Origin of the sequence: Streptomyces sp. NPDC046759, from assembly GCF_040645475.1 — a bacterium.
Lineage (GTDB): Bacteria > Actinomycetota > Actinomycetes > Streptomycetales > Streptomycetaceae > Streptomyces.
In genome coordinates, this window is record NZ_JBEYYJ010000010.1 from 117,310 (window position 1) to 133,069 (window position 15,760).

The following is a 15,760-nucleotide window of genomic DNA, read 5'->3' on the forward strand; positions in this document are numbered from 1 at the left end:
GCTTCGTCGCGCATGTACTGCTTTCCTTACGACTCTACTGGTGAGCCGGGACCGGTTCGGACGCGAGTTCGGGGGACCGTCCGGCGAGGCGCTCGCGCCAGGTGGCGAGAACGGCCTCGTCGGTGGGCCTGGTCGCCAGGGAGACGACGAGGTAGGCGGCGAGGGAGGCGAGCAGACCGTAGTAGACGGGCTCGTTGGCGAGGATGCCGTATCCGGCCATGAGACCGATCACCGCCAGGCCGCCGACGATCACCGACGCCAGCGCGCCCTGCACCGTGCCGCGCTTCCACAGCAGGCCGCCGAGGATCGGGACGAGCAGCCCGCCGACGAGCAGGTTGTACGCCACGGTCAGCGCCTCGACCACGTTGTTCAGCGCGATCGCCGTGCCGATCACCGCCACGCCCATGATCAGGATGAAGGCCCGGTTGCCCGCGACCTCGTCGTGCTGCTCGCCGTCACGTCGCACGGCACCCTTCAGACGCGACCAGATGTCGTTGTTGGCGACCGTGGCGCAGGCGATCAGCGCGCCGGAGGAGGTGGACATCACGGCGGCGAGGGCGGCGGCCAGGACCAGGCCGCGCACGCCGACGGGGAGTTCGTCCTTCACGATGGTGGCGAAGGCGTCGTCGGGGCTGCCGAGCTTGGGGTAGAGCACCTTGGCGGCCGTGCCGATCACCGCACCGGCGAGGGCGTAGGCCAGGCAGTAGGTTCCGGCCACCGTGCCGCCCCACTTGGCGGTCCTGTCGCCGCGGGCGGTGAACACGCGCTGCCAGATGTCCTGGCCGATCAGCATGCCGAAGGTGTAGATGAGGACGTAGGTGAAGATCGTCTGGCCGCCGATGCCCAGCGGGTCGAAGTACGAGGTCGGCAGCTTGGCCTTCATCTCGGAGAAGCCGCCCGCCTTGACCACGGCGATGGGCAGCAGGAGCAGCAGCACGCCGATGGTCTTCACCACGAACTGGACCATGTCGGTCAGCGTGATGGACCACATGCCGCCGAGGGTCGAGTAGGCGACGACGATCGAACCGCCGAGGATGATCGCGACGGTCCGGTTCATGTCGAACAGGACGTCGAAGATCGTGGCGTAGGCGATGGTCGAGGTCACCGCGAGCATCAGGGTGTACGCCCACATGACCACGCCGGAGATCACGCCGGCCCGGCCGCCGTAGCGCAGGTCCAGCATCTCGGAGACGGTGTAGACCTTCAGCCGGGCGATGCGTGCGGAGAAGAAGACGGAGAGCGCGAGCAGGCCGAGACCGATGGTGAAGACCATCCAGGCGCCGGAGAGGCCGTACTGGTAGCCGAGGCCGACCCCGCCGATGGTGGAGGCGCCGCCGAGGACGATCGCCGCCATGGTGCCGGAGTACATGGCGGGGCCGAGGCGGCGGCCCGCCACCAGGAAATCACTCTTCGACCTGGCGCGGCGCATGCCCCACCAGCCCATTGCCAGCATGCCGGCGAGATAGACGACGATCACTGTGTAGTCGACGGCCATGGGGCGGCCCTCCTTCGCGCACTGTCGGTGGCGTGTCGTGCAGAGACGTGGGGGGTTCCTCCGGGACGTGTGCCGCGGAGGAGCGACGGCAGCGGCTCGCGGGGACATCCGCCCGTACCCGCGGCTGCCGTGCTGACTTGACACTAGGTGGCCGGAAAGCGACTGCGAAGTGTACGTTTCATCCATATGACCGGGGGTGGATGGAGGAAACGCACACCGATGCCGGAGACGATCACCCCAGCGGTCCCACCGACCCCGCCGGTACCGCTCTCGGCCCTTCTGGCCCGTGAGGACCTCGCCCTGCGCCAGATCGCGGGCCCGCGGGATCCGTCCACCGTGATCCACTGGGCGCACACCTCGGAGATGGCCGACCCGTACCCCTATCTGCTGGGCGGCGAGCTGCTGCTCACGGCGGGGGTGCACATCCCGGAGGCGGCGGGTTCGGACGGGGGCGTCCCCGGTCATGGGGGTCCCCCCGCCCGAGCGGAGCCGAGAGCGGGGGAGGATGCGAGACTGCGGGACTACTTCGACGACTACGTGTCCCGGATCGTCGCGGCGGGCGGCGCGGCCCTCGGCTTCGGCCTGGCCCCGGTGCACGACACGGTCCCGCGCGCCCTGGTCGCCGCCTGCGACGCCCACGGCCTGCCTCTGCTGGAGGTGCCGCCCCAGACCACCTTCTCCGGCGTGGCCCGCGCCGTCTGGCAGCTGATGGCCCAGGCCCGCCTGGCCGAGCTGCGCCGCGTCACCGAGGCGCAGCAGAGCCTCGCCGCGGCGGCCTCGCGCCCGGACCCGGTGCCCTCGGTCCTGCGCCGCCTCGCCCAGCACCTCTCGGGCCACGCGGTCCTCTACGGCCCCGACGGCAGCCAGGTCGCGGCGGCGGGCCGGGAACCGGCGGAGGGGATGCGGGCCGCCCTCGTGGAACTCGCGGGCGTGGTACGGCCCACGGGGCGTACGGCGCCGAGGGCGACCTCCGCCACCGACACCGTCGGCGACTGCCACCTGGCGGTCTACGCGCTCGGCGCCGACGAGGGTTTCCTGCTCGGCGTGGCCGCCCCCCACCGTGATCCCGGTGACCACACCATCGCCTCCGTCGCCGCCGTGCTGCTCTCCCTGCTGACCGGTGAACACCAAAGTGGCGCCGGCGCCGCCCGCTCCTCCGCCCTCGCGCGACTGCTGCTGGGCTCCCCGCCCGAGGAGGTGGCCCCGCTGCTCGGCAGCGGGGAGTGGGTCGTCGTGCACGCACGGCCGGAGACCCAGCTGCCCGATGCCGTCGCCGCCTCCGCGCTCGGTGCCGCGCTGGGCTCACCGCTGGTCGACCTCGGGCACGACGTCGTACGGGTGCTGGTGCCGGGCGGGCGGGCACCGGATCCGCAGGCCGGCTGGACGCTCGGGGTGAGCGCGGCCGTGGAGCCGCGGGAGTGGCCGGCCGCCGACGCCCAGGCGGCCCGTGCCCTCGCCCGGGCGCGCGCCGTCCGCGCCCCGCTGGTGGCGCACGGCGCCCGGCCGGGGCTGGAGGAACTGGTACCGCAGGCGCACGCCGAGGCCCACGCCCGTGCACTGCTCGCACCGCTGGCCGGCCGGCCCGAACTCGCCGAGACCCTGCGCAACTGGCTTGCTCTGCACGGGAGTTGGGACCGTACGGCGGTGGCGCTGGAGGTGCACCGCAACACCGTGCGGCAGCGGATCGCCCGCTGCGCCGCCCTGCTGGACGCCGACCTGGACGACCCGGACGTGCGTATGGAGCTGTGGTTCGCGCTGCGGCACGGCTGACCGGCGGCACGTGAGCCGCGTCCCAGCGGGCGGTATGCCGAGGACGCCCGCAGCGCGCTGCCCCACAATGGGAGGCATGCCGATATCCGGGACACCCAGCCGCGCCCAGCTCGTCGACCACCTGGTGAGGACCCGTATCGCGGGGGACGTCGCCACGCCCCGCGAGAACAACCTCTCCCACTACCGTCAGCTCGCCAACGGTGTCCGCAACTTCTGGCTCGGCCTGGAGCTGGGCGACCGCTGGACGGACGAGCAGGACGTGCTCGCGGTGATGGCCGAACGCGTGGGGGTGAACGACGACCCGGAGTACCGGTACGGACAGGACACCATCGACCCCGAGCTGACGGTGGACGCGCTGGAGCGGATGGCGGGGCGGCTGCGCAAGGCGGCCGAGGGGCGGCAGCGGGTGCTGTTCGCCACCGGTCATCCGGGCGGCCTGCTGGACGTCCACCGGGCCACGGCCGCCGCGTTGCGCGCCGCCGGCTGCGAGATCGTGGTCATCCCGGACGGGCTGCAGACGGACGAGGGGTACGTCATGCAGTTCGCGGACGTCGCGGTGCTGGAGCACGGGGCGACGCTGTGGCACACCCACTCCGGCCAGCCGATGCGGGCCATCCTGACGGGACTTGAGCGCGAGGGCCGCCCGCTGCCCGACCTGGTCGTCGCCGACCACGGCTGGGCCGGATACGCCGGACAGCACGGCCTGGACTCGGTCGGATACGCCGACAGCAACGACCCGGCGCTGTTCCTCGCCGAGTCCGAGGGCACCCTCCAGGTCGTCGTACCGCTCGACGACCACGTGGTCAGCCCTCGTCACTACGACCTCATGACGGCGTACCTGCTGGCGGAGGCGGGGCTTTCCTGACCCTGCGGCCGGGGCGGCGCGGCCCCGGCACGGCACTGTGCGGCCCCGCGAGCGGAGCCGCACAGTGTGGTTGCGATCGGCGTTCGGACATCAACGCCCGTTGCCGCCACCGCTGTTGCTGCTACTGCTGCTGCTACTGCTGCTACTCCTGCTGTTGCTGGTGCTACTACCGCTGCTGCTGCCGCCGCCGCTGGTGTTGCTGCTGCTGCTGCCGCTCTTGCTGCCGCTGTAGTTGCCGTTGCCGCCCCAGCCCCAGCCGCCGTTGCCGCCCCAACCCCAGCCGCCGCCCCAACCCCAGCCGCCGCGGCCGCCCCAACCCCAGCCCCAGCCGCCGCGGCCGCCCCAACCCCAGCCGCCGCGGCAGTGGCGGCGGTGGTGGCCGCCCCAACCCCAGTTGTTACCGTGCTGGACCGAACTGTAGGTGTGTTGCTCTGTGGTGGCTGCCGAAGCGGTGCCCGCCGTGCCGATCGCGGCTCCGCCGGCCAGCACGAGGCCGGTTGCGGACGCCACGACATAACGCCTGATGCGCTGAGCTCGCATGGGTTTACCCTTCTGTTTCCATCATCTCCCGCGGCTTCCTGGGGAAGACGCGGAGTGGATGGCCGGCGCCGTGCTCACTGAGGGGGAACACACGGCGCACTCTTCAGGTGTCACCGCAGAAGACTGGCCACACGGACGTCGCTGCCGGCATCTGCCGTTCCCGGTATCCGGAAACTGCCGGCCGGTTACGCCGTGTGCTGCGGCTGTCACTCATCGAGATTAATGCCCCACGCGTCACTCGGCATCTCGAGGCGCTGTCAGTCACGCGGAACGCGGACCACGCCCTCCTGGATGACGGTGATGGCGAGTTGTCCGTCCCGCGTGTAGATACGGGCCTGGCCGAGGCCGCGGCCGCCGTGCGCGGACGGCGACTCCTGGTCGTAGAGCAGCCAGTCGTCGGCGCGGAAGGGCCGGTGGAACCACATCGCGTGGTCCAGGGAGGCTCCCACGACATCACCCACGGCCCAGCCGCCCCGGCCGTGCGCGAGCAGCACGGAGTCCAGGAGGGTCATGTCGGAGACGTAGGTGGCGAGGACGACATGCAGCAACGGGTCGTCGTCCAGCTTGCCGTTGGTGCGGAACCACACCTGCGAGTGCGGCTCGCGCGGCTCGCCGAACTGCCCGTACGGCGGCTCCTCCACGTACCTGAGGTCGATCGCCTCGCGGGCCTCGAGGAACCTCTCGACGACCTCAGGGGACAGGTGGCCGTAACCGCGCAGCCGTTCCTGGGAGGTGGGCAGGGTCGCCGGGTCGGGCGAGGCGGGCATGGGCGCCTGGTGCTCCAGCCCCTCCTCGTACACCTGGAAGGACGCCGACAGATGGAAGATCGGCTTGCCGTGCTGGACGGCGACCACACGGCGGGTCGTGAACGACCGCCCGTCGCGAATGCGGTCCACGGTGTAGACGATCGGCGCGCCGGGGTCGCCGGGACGCAGGAAGTACGCGTGCAGGGAGTGGGCGGGCCGGTCCGCGGGGACGGTACGCCCGGCGGCGACCAGCGCCTGCGCCGCGACCTGTCCACCGAAGACGCGGGGGACGACAGCGGAGCGGGACTGGCCGCGGAAGATGTTCTCCTCGATCTGCTCGAGGTCGAGCAGATCGAGGAGATCCTGAAGTGCCTGGCTCATATCGTCAGTTGTACCGGCCAGTGATCGCGGACTGCCTACAGGCCCATGTCCTTGGCGATGATCGTCTTCATGATCTCGCTGGTGCCGCCGTAGATGCGGTTGACGCGGTTGTCCGCGTACAGACGGGCGATCGGGTACTCGTTCATGTAGCCGTAGCCGCCGTGCAGCTGGAGGCAGCGGTCGATCACGCGGTGGGCGACCTCGGTGCAGAACAGCTTCGCGGAGGCGGCCTCGGCGGGGGTCAGTTCGCCGGCGTCCAGGGCCTCCGTCGCCCGGTCGGCGACGGCCTCGGCCGCGTCCACCTCGGCCTGGCAGGCGGCCAGCTCGAACTTGGTGTTCTGGAAGTGGGCGACCGGCTTGCCGAAGACGGTGCGCTCCTGCACGTACTGCTTGGCGAACCGGACGGCGGCCTTGGCCTGGGCGTAGGCGCCGAAGGCGATGCCCCAGCGCTCGGAGGCCAGGTTGTGGCCGAGGTAGTAGAAGCCCTTGTTCTCCTCGCCGAGCAGGTCCTCGACCGGGACCTTGACGTCGACGAAGGCCAGCTCGGCGGTGTCGGAGGTCTTCAGGCCCAGCTTGTCGAGCTTGCGGCCGACGGAGTAGCCCTCGGACTTGGTGTCCACGGCGAACAGGGAGATGCCGTGGCGGCGGTCCTCGGCGGTCGGCGCGGCGGTGCGGGCGCAGACGATCACACGGTCGGCGTGGACGCCGCCGGTGATGAAGGTCTTGGCGCCGTTGAGGACGTAGTGCGTACCGTCCTCGGAGAGCTTGGCGGTGGACTTCATGCCCGCGAGGTCGGAACCGGTGCCCGGCTCCGTCATCGCGATGGCCCACATCTCCTCGCCGGTGACGAAGTTCGGCAGGTAGCGCTTCTTCTGCTCGTCGGTGGCGAGCATCTTGATGTACGGCAGGGCGAGCAGCACATGCACGCCGGAACCGCCGAACTGCACGCCCGCGCGGGCGGTCTCCTCGTAGAGGACGGCCTCGAACTTGTGGCTGTCCATGCCCGCGCCGCCGAACTCCTCGGGCACGTTGATGCCGAAGATGCCCAGCTCGCCGAGCTTGTAGTAGAAGTCGCGCGGCGCCTGGCCGGCGGCGAACCACTCGTCGTACACGGGTACGACCTCGGCCTCGATGAAGGCGCGAAGGGTCTCCCGGAACGCCTCGTGATCCTCGTTGAACACCGTACGGCGCACGCCGCCCACCTCCACGTACCTGTCTAAGCGCTTGCTCAGACTCGAAGATACCGGCGAGTACGCTCGGGCGTCCAGGGTGAGCTTGGCCACGCACCCCCGGCCAGTCCCCTTTCTCGGGCCGGCGGAACTACCGCATCACCGCTCCCCCGCCGCCCCGAACGCCCCCCGGGCCATCCGGTGCAGCAGCGCCGCCATGGCCCCCCGCCCCGGGAGGGTGCCCGCGCGGCCCAGGTGGGGCGTGGAGTTCAGCAGGCCGAAGACCGAGTGGACCGCCGAGCGGGCCGCCGGCTCGGTCAGGGCCGGGTACACCTCGCGGACCACCTCCACCCACAGCTCGACGTACTGCCGCTGCAGCTGCCGCACCAGCTTGCGGTCGCTGTCGCGCAGGCGGTCCAGCTCGCGGTCGTGCAGGGTGATGAGGGGGCGGTCGTCCAGGGCGAAGTCGATGTGGCCCTCGATGAGGGAGTCGAGGACCGCCGAGGCGCCGCTGTGGCCGTCGGCCTCCGCCAGGCGGCGCTTGGCGCCGGTGAGCAGCTGGCCGCTGATGCCGACCAGCAGCTCGGCGAGCATCGCGTCCTTGCCCGCGAAGTGCCGGTACAGGCCGGGGCCGCTGATGCCGACGGCGGCGCCTATCTCGTCGACGCCGACGCCGTGGAAACCGCGCTCGGCGAAGAGCCGGGCGGCCTCCTTGAGGATCTGCTCGCGGCGGCTGAGGGCGTCGGTTCTGGTGACCATGCAGGCAATTCTAGACAGCGAGGTTAGCGGTCGTTAACCTGAAGGAAATGGTTAACGCTCATTAACAGGTTCGATCACCGTGTGAGGGGACCGCAGGATGCACGAGGCACCGGAGCTGACGAGCGCGGCGGATCCCGCGTCGGACGCCTGGCGGGCCAATGAACAAGCCCATCTCGAGCTCGTCGAGGAGCTGCGCGCCAAGCTGGCCGCGGCTGCACTCGGCGGCGGCGAGAGGGCTCGGGCCCGGCACACCGCGCGGGGCAAGCTGCTGCCGAGGGACAGGGTGGACACGCTGCTCGATGCGGGGTCGCCGTTCCTGGAGCTGGCGCCCCTCGCCGCCGACGGGCTGTACGACGGGCAGGCCCCGGCCGCCGGTGTGATCGCCGGGATCGGGCGGGTCAGCGGGCGCGAGTGCGTGATCGTCGCCAACGACGCCACTGTCAAGGGCGGCACGTACTACCCGATGACGGTGAAGAAGCACCTGCGCGCCCAGGAGGTGGCCCTCGACAACCGGCTGCCGTGCGTCTACCTGGTCGACTCCGGCGGCGCCTTCCTGCCGATGCAGGACGAGGTGTTCCCGGACCGCGAGCACTTCGGGCGGATCTTCTACAACCAGGCCCGGATGTCCGGCGCGGGCATCCCGCAGATCGCGGCGGTGCTCGGCTCGTGCACGGCCGGCGGGGCGTACGTCCCGGCGATGAGCGACGAGGCGGTGATCGTCCGCAACCAGGGCACGATCTTCCTCGGCGGTCCCCCGCTGGTGAAGGCGGCCACCGGTGAGGTCGTGACGGCGGAGGAACTGGGCGGCGGCGAGGTCCACTCGCGCATCTCGGGTGTCACCGACCACCTCGCCGAGGACGACGCGCATGCCCTGAGGATCGTCCGGAACATCGTCGCCACGCTCCCGGCCAGGCAGTCCCTGCCCTGGGAGGTGAGGCCGTCCGTCGAGCCGAAGGTGGACCCGTACGGTCTGTACGGCGCCGTCCCGGTCGACTCCCGCACCCCCTACGACGTCCGCGAGATCATCGCGCGCGTGGTCGACGGCTCACGGTTCGCCGAGTTCAAGAGCGAGTTCGGGCAGACCCTGATCACCGGGTTCGCCCGCATCCACGGCCACCCGGTCGGGATCGTCGCCAACAACGGCATCCTGTTCTCCGAGTCCGCCCAGAAGGGCGCCCACTTCATCGAGCTGTGCGACCAGCGCGGGATCCCGCTGGTCTTCCTGCAGAACATCTCCGGGTTCATGGTCGGCAAGGACTACGAGGCGGGCGGCATCGCCAAGCACGGCGCCAAGATGGTGACGGCGGTGGCCTGCACGCGCGTGCCGAAGCTGACCGTCGTCGTCGGCGGGTCCTACGGCGCGGGCAACTACTCGATGTGCGGCCGGGCGTACTCGCCCCGCTTCCTGTGGATGTGGCCCAACGCCAAGATCTCCGTCATGGGCGGCGAGCAGGCCGCGTCCGTGCTGGCGACCGTCAAGCGGGACCAGCTGGAGGCACGCGGCGAGGAGTGGTCCGCCGAGGACGAGGAAGTCTTCAAGGCTCCGATCCGCGCCCAGTACGAGCGCCAGGGCAGCGCCTACTACGCCACGGCCCGCCTCTGGGACGACGGTGTGATCGACCCGCTCGAGACCCGTCAGGTGCTGGGCCTCGCCCTGACGGCCTGTGCCAACGCGCCTCTGGGAGACCCCCAGTTCGGCGTCTTCCGGATGTGAGGAGGGGAACCGTGTTCGACACAGTACTGGTGGCCAACCGGGGCGAGATCGCCGTACGCGTGATCCGTACGCTGCGCTCGCTGGGCGTGCGCTCGGTGGCGGTCTTCTCCGACGCGGACGCCGACGCGCGGCACGTCCGGGAGGCCGACACCGCGGTGCGGATCGGCCCGGCGCCGGCCGCCGAGAGCTATCTGTCCATCGACCGCCTCCTGGACGCCGCCGCACGCACCGGCGCCCAGGCCGTCCACCCCGGCTACGGCTTCCTCGCCGAGAACGCGGGCTTCGCGCGCGCGTGCCAGGAGGCGGGGCTGGTCTTCATCGGCCCGCCCGCGGACGCGATCGCCCTCATGGGCGACAAGATCCGCGCCAAGGAGACGGTGCAGGCGGCCGGTGTGCCGGTGGTGCCCGGCTCCAGCGGCAGCGGGCTGACCGACGCCCAACTCGCCCAGGCCGCACGGGAGATCGGGACACCGGTCCTGCTCAAGCCGTCCGCCGGCGGTGGCGGCAAGGGCATGCGGCTGGTGCGGGACGCCGACGTGCTGGCCGAGGAGATCGCCGCCGCCCGCCGCGAGGCCCGCGCCTCCTTCGGCGACGACACGCTGCTGGTGGAGCGGTGGATCGACCGGCCCCGGCACATCGAGATCCAGGTGCTCGCCGACGCCCACGGCAACGTGGTGCACCTCGGCGAGCGCGAGTGCTCGCTCCAGCGGCGCCACCAGAAGATCATCGAGGAGGCACCGAGTGTGCTCCTCGACGAGGCCACCCGGGCCGCGATGGGCGAGGCGGCCGTGCAGGCGGCACGCAGCTGCGGGTACCGGGGCGCGGGCACGGTGGAGTTCATCGTGCCGGGCGGGGACCCGTCGCAGTACTACTTCATGGAGATGAACACCCGTCTCCAGGTGGAGCACCCGGTCACCGAGCTCATCACCGGCCTGGACCTGGTGGAGTGGCAGCTGCGGGTGGCGGCGGGTGAGCGGCTGGGCTTCGGGCAGCAGGACGTGACGCTGACCGGGCACGCGGTCGAGGCCCGGATCTGCGCCGAGGACCCCGCACGCGGATTCCTCCCCTCGGGCGGCACGGTGCTGCTGCTGGACGAGCCGCAGGGCGACGGCGTGCGCACCGACTCCGGGCTCAGCGAGGCCACCGAGGTCGGCAGTCTCTACGACCCGATGCTGTCCAAGGTGATCGCCTACGGCCCCGACCGCGAGACGGCGCTCCGCAGACTCCGGGCGGCCCTCGCGGAGACGGTCACGCTGGGCGTGCAGACCAACGCGGGCTTCCTGCGGCGGCTGCTGGGGCATCCGGCGGTGGTGGCGGGCGAACTGGACACCGGGCTCGTCGAGCGGGTGGTGGACGAGCTGGTCACCACCGACGTACCGGAGGAGGTGTACGAGGCCGCGGCGGCCGTGCGCGCGCAGGCGCTCCAGCCCCGCGCGGACGGCTGGGTCGACCCCTTCTCGGTGCCGAGCGGCTGGCGGCTCGGCGGCACCCCCAAGCCGCCCGCCTTCCACCTCCGGGTGCAGGAACCGGTGACGTACACCCCGCGGGGCACCGCCTCCGTCGGCGAGGACACGGTCTCCGTCACCCTGGACGGCGTCCGCCACACCTTCCACCGGGCCGGTGACTGGATCGGCCGGGACGGCGACGCCTGGCAGGTACGGGACCACGACCCGGTGGCCGCGTCCCTCAGCAGGTCCGCGCACGCCGGTGCCGACTCCCTCACCGCGCCCATGCCCGGCACGGTCACCGTGGTGAAGGTGGCCGTCGGCGACGAGGTGGCCGCCGGGCAGAGCCTGCTGGTGGTGGAGGCGATGAAGATGGAGCACGTCATCTCCGCCCCGCACGCCGGCACGGTCGCCGAGCTGGACGTGTCCCCGGGCACGACAGTCGCCATGGACCAGGTGCTCGCCGTGATCGCACCGTACGACGAGGAGGAGGTGGTGGCCGAGTGACCGCCGAGGGACTGCCCATGGCCGTACCGGCCCCGGGCCTGCCCGCGCGGGTGCGCATTCACGAGGTCGGTGCGCGCGACGGGCTGCAGAACGAGAAGCGGGCCATACCGACGGAGATCAAGGCGGAGTTCATCCGCCGGCTCGCCGACTCGGGCCTGACCACCATCGAGGCGACCAGCTTCGTGCGCCCCGAGTGGGTGCCCCAACTGGCCGACGCCGAGCAGCTGTTCCCGATGGTCAGCGGCCTTCCCGGGGTCTCGCTCCCGGTTCTGGTGCCCAACCACCGCGGCCTGGACCGTGCGCTGGCGCTCGGCGCCGACCGGGTCGCCGTCTTCGCCAGCGCCACCGAGTCCTTCGCCAGGGCCAACCTCAACCGCACGGTGGACGAGTCGCTCGCCGTGTTCGAGCCGGTGGTGCGGCGGGCGAAGGACCAGGACGTGCATGTGCGCGGCTATGTGTCGATGTGCTTCGGCGACCCGTGGGAGGGTGCCGTCCCCCTGCACCAGGTGGCCCGCGTCTGCGCGGCCCTCAGGGACATGGGCTGCGACGAACTGAGCCTCGGCGACACGATCGGCGTGGCCACCCCCGGCCATGTGCTCGAGCTGCTCAACCTGCTCAACGAGGAACACGTGCCGACCAGCATGATCGGCGTGCACTTCCACGACACCTACGGCCAGGCGCTCGCCAACACCCTGGCCGCCCTCCAGCACGGCGTCACCACCGTGGACGCCTCGGCCGGCGGGCTCGGCGGCTGCCCGTACGCCAAGTCCGCCACCGGCAACCTCGCCACCGAGGATCTCGTGTGGATGCTGCACGGCCTCGGCATCGAGACCGGGGTCGACCTCGGCCGTCTGACCGCCACCAGCGTGTGGATGGCCGCCCATCTGGACCGGCCCAGCCCGTCCCGTACCGTCCGCGCTCTCTCCCACAAGGACCAGTGATCAGCATGGACCACCGTCTCAGCCCCGAGCTGGAGGAACTCCGCCGTACGGTGGAGGAGTTCGCGCACGACGTGGTGGCGCCGAAGATCGGCGACTTCTACGAGCGGCACGAGTTCCCGTACGAGATCGTCCGCGAGATGGGCCGTATGGGCCTGTTCGGGCTGCCGTTCCCGGAGGAGTACGGCGGCATGGGCGGCGACTATCTGGCGCTCGGCATCGCTCTGGAGGAACTGGCCCGGGTGGACTCGTCGGTGGCGATCACCCTGGAGGCCGGGGTGTCTCTGGGCGCCATGCCGATCCACCTGTTCGGCACCGAGGAGCAGAAGCGCGCGTGGCTGCCCAAGCTGTGCGCGGGTGAGATCCTCGGCGCCTTCGGTCTGACCGAGCCGGACGGCGGCAGCGACGCGGGCGCGACCCGCACCACCGCCCGCCTGGATCCGGACACGGACGAGTGGGTGATCAACGGCACCAAGTGCTTCATCACCAACTCGGGCACGGACATCACGGGCCTGGTGACGGTGACCGCCGTGACCGGCCGCAAGCCGGACGGCAAACCGCAGATCTCGTCGATCATCGTTCCGTCCGGCACGCCGGGCTTCACCGTGGCGGCCCCCTACTCCAAGGTCGGCTGGAACGCCTCCGACACCCGTGAGCTGTCCTTCCAGGACGTCCGGGTCCCGGCGGCCAACCTGCTCGGCACCGAGGGCCGGGGCTACGCCCAGTTCCTGCGCATCCTCGACGAGGGCCGTATCGCCATCGCGGCGCTCGGGACCGGTCTCGCGCAGGGCTGCGTGGACGAGTCGGTGAAGTACGCCAAGGAGCGGCAGGCCTTCGGTCGTCCCATCGGGGCCAACCAGGCCATCCAGTTCAAGATCGCCGACATGGAGATGAAGGCCCACACGGCCCGCCTCGCCTGGCGCGACGCGGCCTCCCGCCTGGTCGCGGGCGAGCCGTTCAAGAAGGAGGCGGCCCTGGCCAAGCTGTACTCGTCCACCGTGGCCGTCGACAACGCCCGCGACGCCACCCAGATCCACGGCGGCTACGGCTTCATGAACGAGTACCCGGTGGCCCGTATGTGGCGCGACTCCAAGATCCTGGAGATCGGCGAGGGCACGAGCGAGGTCCAGCGGATGCTGATCGCCCGTGAGCTGGGGCTGGTGAGCTGAGGCAGCGGCGGCGGCCGAGCGGGGCGCCGTGCCGGTCGGTCCGGTTCCGTACCGCCGGCCGCGTCCCGCTGCTCTGCGCTCGGGCGCCGGGTGCCGGCCACGTCACGGCACGCTGAGCGGGAGGTCGGCCGAGCCGGGGCGGTGCCGCGCGAGGGGACGTCGGACCCATGTCCGTCGCAGTCGGCCGAGCCGGCCGTGCGCGCACGACTCCGGCCGCTGATCAGGACGGTCCGCGCCATCGGACGATCCCCGGACACCGGGGCGGCAACCCACCTCTGGGGCATCAAGGAAGGTTAGGCTAACCTTACCTCGACCAGTCCGGTGGGTCGCCCCGCCCTGTTCCGAAAGCAGCCGAGCCATGCCCAACTCCCCTGCCCTGCACCCCGATCGCCGCGGCATTCTCGCCGCAGGCGGCACCCTCGCCCTCGGTGCCGCGCTCGCCGCCTGCGGGGACAAGGGCGAAGCCGGCGGCTCCGGCAGCGCAGGGAAGGCTGCCGGGTCCGGACCGTGGTCCTTCAAGGACGACCGCGGCACGACCGTGAACCTGGACAGGGTCCCCGCGAACATCGTGGCGTTCACCGGCGTCGGCGCCGCGCTCCACCACTACGGGATCCAGGTCAAGGGCGTCTTCGGCCCGACGACGACCAAGGACGGCAAGGCCGATGTCCAGGCCGGCGACATGGACGTCAGCAAGGTGACGGTCCTCGGCAACGCCTGGGGGCAGTTCAACATCGAGAAGTACGCCTCGCTCGCGCCGGACGTGCTGATCACGACGATGTTCGACGGCGCGGGCACGCTCTGGTACGTGCCCGAGGAGTCGAAGAAGAAGATCGCCCGGCTGGCCCCCGGCATCGGCATCTCCGTCTACGACCGCCAACTCACCCGGCCGCTGCAGCGCATGTGGGACCTGGCCGAGTCGCTCGGCGCCGACATGAGGGCCCCCGAGGTGACGGACGCGAAGCAGCGGTTCGAGGCCGCCGCCGCCCGGCTGCGCGCCGCCGCCAAGGCCAAGCCGGACCTCAAGGTGATGGCCGGCAGCGCGAGCGACCAGCTGTTCTACGTCTCCGGCACCCACCTCTCCGTCGACCTGGAGTACTTCAAGGCCCTCGGCGTGAACTTCGTCGAGCCGCCGGAGAGCGCGAAGAAGCAGGGCGGCGGCTGGTACGAATCGCTGAGCTGGGAGAACGTCGACAAGTACCGGGCCGACATCATCATGATGGACGACCGGTCATCGGCGATCCAGCCCGCCGCCATCACCAAGCCGACCTGGAAGCAGCTGCCGGCGGTGAAGGCGGGGCAGGTCATCGCCCGGTCGCCCGAGCCGATCCTGTCGTACGACAAGTGCGTGCCGCTGCTCACCGAGCTGGCCGAGGCCCTGGAAAAGGCGAAGAAGGTCAGCTGAGGAGCCCCTTGTGACGACGGCCGTGGCCACCCCGTTCCGATTCTTCTCCCTGCAGGTCGTACGCACGAGGCGGCTGGGGCCGTCTCTCGTTCGCGTCACCTTCGGCGGGAGCGGTCTGCACGCGTTCCACTCCGACGGGCGCGACCAGTCCCTGTCGCTGTTCCTGCCGCACCCGGGTCAGCCGGAGCCCGTCGTACCCCTGGATCTGGGCGACACGTGGTGGCAGGCCTGGCGGGAACTGCCCGACGGCGTACGGGCCGTGATGCGCTCGTACACGCTCCGGTCCCTGCGCCGCTCCCCCGACGAGGTCGACATCGACTTCGTCCTGCACGCCCCCGCCGGCCCCGCCTCCCGCTGGGCCTCCCGGGCCGCCCCCGGTGACCGGGTGCTGCTGCTCGGCCCGGCGGTCGCCGACAACCGCGCCATCCGCTTCCGCCCGCCCGAGGACACCGGTCTCGTCGTCCTGTGCGGTGACGAGGCCGCCGTGCCGGCCGCGACCGCCGTCCTGGAGTCGCTGCCCGCCGGCACCCGTGTCCGGGCCTGGCTGGAGGTGCCCCGCGCCGGTGACGTCCAGGACGTGCGCACGGCGGCGGACGCGGAGATCACGTGGCTCGTACGGCACGACGGGTCCCCCATGGCCGTCGACGCCGTACGGGCCGCACGGCTCCCGCTCGCCGAGCGGCCCTACGTGTGGATCGCGGGCGAGTCGGGACAGGTGAAGGCTCTGCGGCGGCACTTCGTCCATGAGCGCGGGGTCGACCGGCGGCGGGTGACCTTCGTCGGCTACTGGCGGCAGGGGCTGACCGAGGAACAGCTGCGCGCCACGGAGTAACTCCCTTGCGGGTGACGGCGGTCACCGG

At 71.4% G+C, this 15,760-nt stretch carries 13 protein-coding genes; 9 read left to right on the forward strand and 4 right to left on the reverse strand.

Annotated elements, in window-relative coordinates:
* Nucleotides 1-34: 34 nt before the first annotated feature.
* Nucleotides 35-1,495, reverse strand: coding sequence for a sodium:solute symporter (locus tag ABZ919_RS16110; protein WP_361247801.1), 1,461 nt, complete (start codon nt 1,493-1,495; stop codon nt 35-37).
* Between the two features lie 219 nt (nt 1,496-1,714).
* On the opposite strand from ABZ919_RS16110, the gene ABZ919_RS16115 reads away from it, so the two are divergent.
* From ABZ919_RS16115 to ABZ919_RS16125, 3 genes are all read left to right on the forward strand, one after another.
* Nucleotides 1,715-3,265 carry a helix-turn-helix domain-containing protein gene (locus ABZ919_RS16115; RefSeq protein WP_361247803.1) on the forward strand — a complete coding sequence of 517 codons (1,551 nt, stop codon included), beginning with the start codon at nt 1,715-1,717 and terminating at the stop codon, nt 3,263-3,265.
* 76 nt (nt 3,266-3,341) lie between these two features.
* Entirely contained in the window at nt 3,342-4,130 is a 789-nt protein-coding gene (locus ABZ919_RS16120) for a phosphatase (RefSeq protein WP_361247805.1), read from the forward strand.
* 100 nt (nt 4,131-4,230) lie between these two features.
* Entirely contained in the window at nt 4,231-4,362 is a 132-nt protein-coding gene (locus ABZ919_RS16125; protein WP_361247807.1) for a hypothetical protein, read from the forward strand.
* 565 nt (nt 4,363-4,927) lie between these two features.
* Here the strand turns inward: ABZ919_RS16125 and tesB are convergent.
* The 3 genes from tesB to ABZ919_RS16140 all read right to left on the reverse strand — a co-directional run bounded on the left by tesB (nt 4,928) and on the right by ABZ919_RS16140 (nt 7,725).
* A complete protein-coding gene (gene tesB / locus ABZ919_RS16130) occupies nt 4,928-5,797 on the reverse strand; it encodes an acyl-CoA thioesterase II (protein WP_361247809.1) in 870 nt (289 codons plus the stop codon).
* A 35-nt stretch (nt 5,798-5,832) separates the two neighbouring features.
* Entirely contained in the window at nt 5,833-6,990 is a 1,158-nt protein-coding gene (locus tag ABZ919_RS16135) for an acyl-CoA dehydrogenase family protein (protein ID WP_361247811.1), read from the reverse strand.
* Nucleotides 6,991-7,125: 135 nt separating this feature from the next.
* Complete coding sequence (locus ABZ919_RS16140) at nt 7,126-7,725, reverse strand: TetR/AcrR family transcriptional regulator (protein WP_361247813.1); 600 nt, start codon at nt 7,723-7,725, stop codon at nt 7,126-7,128.
* A 97-nt stretch (nt 7,726-7,822) separates the two neighbouring features.
* Here ABZ919_RS16140 and ABZ919_RS16145 point away from each other — a divergent pair, with 97 nt between their 5' ends.
* The 6 genes from ABZ919_RS16145 (at nt 7,823) to ABZ919_RS16170 (ending at nt 15,732) form a co-directional block, all read left to right on the forward strand.
* Nucleotides 7,823-9,439, forward strand: a complete 1,617-nt coding sequence (locus tag ABZ919_RS16145; RefSeq protein WP_361247815.1) for a carboxyl transferase domain-containing protein — start codon at nt 7,823-7,825, stop codon at nt 9,437-9,439.
* A gap of 11 nt (nt 9,440-9,450) precedes the next feature.
* The gene (locus tag ABZ919_RS16150) at nt 9,451-11,391 is read left to right on the forward strand and encodes an acetyl-CoA carboxylase biotin carboxylase subunit (RefSeq protein WP_361247817.1); all 1,941 of its coding nucleotides are present in this window, start codon (nt 9,451-9,453) and stop codon (nt 11,389-11,391) included.
* Nucleotides 11,388-12,332 (forward strand): hydroxymethylglutaryl-CoA lyase, encoded by a 945-nt coding sequence (locus tag ABZ919_RS16155; protein WP_361247819.1) that lies wholly within the window; start codon nt 11,388-11,390, stop codon nt 12,330-12,332. Before ABZ919_RS16150 ends, ABZ919_RS16155 begins: the two co-directional genes overlap by 4 nt.
* A gap of 5 nt (nt 12,333-12,337) precedes the next feature.
* Nucleotides 12,338-13,498, forward strand: coding sequence for an acyl-CoA dehydrogenase family protein (locus ABZ919_RS16160; protein ID WP_361247820.1), 1,161 nt, complete (start codon nt 12,338-12,340; stop codon nt 13,496-13,498).
* A 358-nt stretch (nt 13,499-13,856) separates the two neighbouring features.
* A complete protein-coding gene (locus ABZ919_RS16165; protein WP_361247822.1) occupies nt 13,857-14,900 on the forward strand; it encodes an ABC transporter substrate-binding protein in 1,044 nt (347 codons plus the stop codon).
* A gap of 10 nt (nt 14,901-14,910) precedes the next feature.
* On the forward strand, nt 14,911-15,732 hold the full coding sequence (locus ABZ919_RS16170) for a siderophore-interacting protein (protein ID WP_361247824.1): 822 nt from the start codon (nt 14,911-14,913) through the stop codon (nt 15,730-15,732).
* Nucleotides 15,733-15,760 lie beyond the last annotated feature (28 nt).

Coding starts and splice junctions, on each gene's coding strand:
- ABZ919_RS16110 (WP_361247801.1), bottom strand. CDS start 1,495: ATGGCCGTCGACTACACAGTGATCGTCGTCTATCTCGCCGGCATGCTG.
- ABZ919_RS16115 (WP_361247803.1), top strand. CDS start 1,715: ATGCCGGAGACGATCACCCCAGCGGTCCCACCGACCCCGCCGGTACCG.
- ABZ919_RS16120 (WP_361247805.1), top strand. CDS start 3,342: ATGCCGATATCCGGGACACCCAGCCGCGCCCAGCTCGTCGACCACCTG.
- tesB (WP_361247809.1), bottom strand. CDS start 5,797: ATGAGCCAGGCACTTCAGGATCTCCTCGATCTGCTCGACCTCGAGCAG.
- ABZ919_RS16140 (WP_361247813.1), bottom strand. CDS start 7,725: ATGGTCACCAGAACCGACGCCCTCAGCCGCCGCGAGCAGATCCTCAAG.
- ABZ919_RS16145 (WP_361247815.1), top strand. CDS start 7,823: ATGCACGAGGCACCGGAGCTGACGAGCGCGGCGGATCCCGCGTCGGAC.
- ABZ919_RS16160 (WP_361247820.1), top strand. CDS start 12,338: ATGGACCACCGTCTCAGCCCCGAGCTGGAGGAACTCCGCCGTACGGTG.
- ABZ919_RS16165 (WP_361247822.1), top strand. CDS start 13,857: ATGCCCAACTCCCCTGCCCTGCACCCCGATCGCCGCGGCATTCTCGCC.